Origin of the sequence: Buttiauxella noackiae ATCC 51607 (assembly GCF_001654865.1) — a bacterium.
In the GTDB taxonomy this organism is placed as follows: domain Bacteria; phylum Pseudomonadota; class Gammaproteobacteria; order Enterobacterales; family Enterobacteriaceae; genus Buttiauxella; species Buttiauxella noackiae.
Map to the genome: position 1 here is coordinate 1 of NZ_LXEO01000077.1, position 1,816 is coordinate 1,816.

General features: G+C 52.5%; 1 rRNA gene. It reads right to left on the reverse strand.

Annotated features, from left to right (window positions below):
* Positions 1-45 precede the first annotated feature (45 nt).
* Positions 46-1,585, reverse strand: a 16S ribosomal RNA gene (locus tag M979_RS22165).
* Between the last annotated feature and the right edge of the window lie 231 nt (positions 1,586-1,816).

Here is a 1,816-nt window from a genome sequence, read left to right on the forward strand (position 1 = left end):
ATCAGACAATCTGTGTGAGCACTACGCAAGTTCGTATCTTTCAGGTAAGGAGGTGATCCAACCGCAGGTTCCCCTACGGTTACCTTGTTACGACTTCACCCCAGTCATGAATCACAAAGTGGTAAGCGCCCTCCCGAAGGTTAAGCTACCTACTTCTTTTGCAACCCACTCCCATGGTGTGACGGGCGGTGTGTACAAGGCCCGGGAACGTATTCACCGTAGCATTCTGATCTACGATTACTAGCGATTCCGACTTCACGGAGTCGAGTTGCAGACTCCGATCCGGACTACGACGCACTTTATGAGGTCCGCTTGCTCTCGCGAGGTCGCTTCTCTTTGTATGCGCCATTGTAGCACGTGTGTAGCCCTACTCGTAAGGGCCATGATGACTTGACGTCATCCCCACCTTCCTCCAGTTTATCACTGGCAGTCTCCTTTGAGTTCCCGGCCGAACCGCTGGCAACAAAGGATAAGGGTTGCGCTCGTTGCGGGACTTAACCCAACATTTCACAACACGAGCTGACGACAGCCATGCAGCACCTGTCTCACGGTTCCCGAAGGCACTAAGGCATCTCTGCCGAATTCCGTGGATGTCAAGAGTAGGTAAGGTTCTTCGCGTTGCATCGAATTAAACCACATGCTCCACCGCTTGTGCGGGCCCCCGTCAATTCATTTGAGTTTTAACCTTGCGGCCGTACTCCCCAGGCGGTCGACTTAACGCGTTAGCTCCGGAAGCCACTCCTCAAGGGAACAACCTCCAAGTCGACATCGTTTACGGCGTGGACTACCAGGGTATCTAATCCTGTTTGCTCCCCACGCTTTCGCACCTGAGCGTCAGTCTTTGTCCAGGGGGCCGCCTTCGCCACCGGTATTCCTCCAGATCTCTACGCATTTCACCGCTACACCTGGAATTCTACCCCCCTCTACAAGACTCTAGCCTGCCAGTTTCGAATGCAGTTCCCAGGTTGAGCCCGGGGATTTCACATCCGACTTGACAGACCGCCTGCGTGCGCTTTACGCCCAGTAATTCCGATTAACGCTTGCACCCTCCGTATTACCGCGGCTGCTGGCACGGAGTTAGCCGGTGCTTCTTCTGCGAGTAACGTCAATCACTGCGGTTATTAACCACAATGCCTTCCTCCTCGCTGAAAGTACTTTACAACCCGAAGGCCTTCTTCATACACGCGGCATGGCTGCATCAGGCTTGCGCCCATTGTGCAATATTCCCCACTGCTGCCTCCCGTAGGAGTCTGGACCGTGTCTCAGTTCCAGTGTGGCTGGTCATCCTCTCAGACCAGCTAGGGATCGTCGCCTAGGTGAGCCATTACCTCACCTACTAGCTAATCCCATCTGGGCACATCTGATGGCAAGAGGCCCGAAGGTCCCCCTCTTTGGTCCGAAGACGTTATGCGGTATTAGCTACCGTTTCCAGTAGTTATCCCCCTCCATCAGGCAGTTTCCCAGACATTACTCACCCGTCCGCCGCTCGTCACCCAGGAGCAAGCTCCCTGTGCTACCGCTCGACTTGCATGTGTTAGGCCTGCCGCCAGCGTTCAATCTGAGCCATGATCAAACTCTTCAATTAAAAGCTTGATTTGCTTCAACTCGTGAAGCGGTGCTCAAAAATTAACTTTCGTAATAATTCAACTAAATGAATTACTGCTTGGTCACTCTTCAAGACTTGATATTTTTTGTGATACCCGAAGGTATCTGAGATATCAATCCTGCGAGTGCCCACACAGATTGTCTGATAAATTGTTAAAGAGCAGTGAGTTAGGCGCTTTCGCTTGCTAACTCGAGGTGGCGTATATTACGC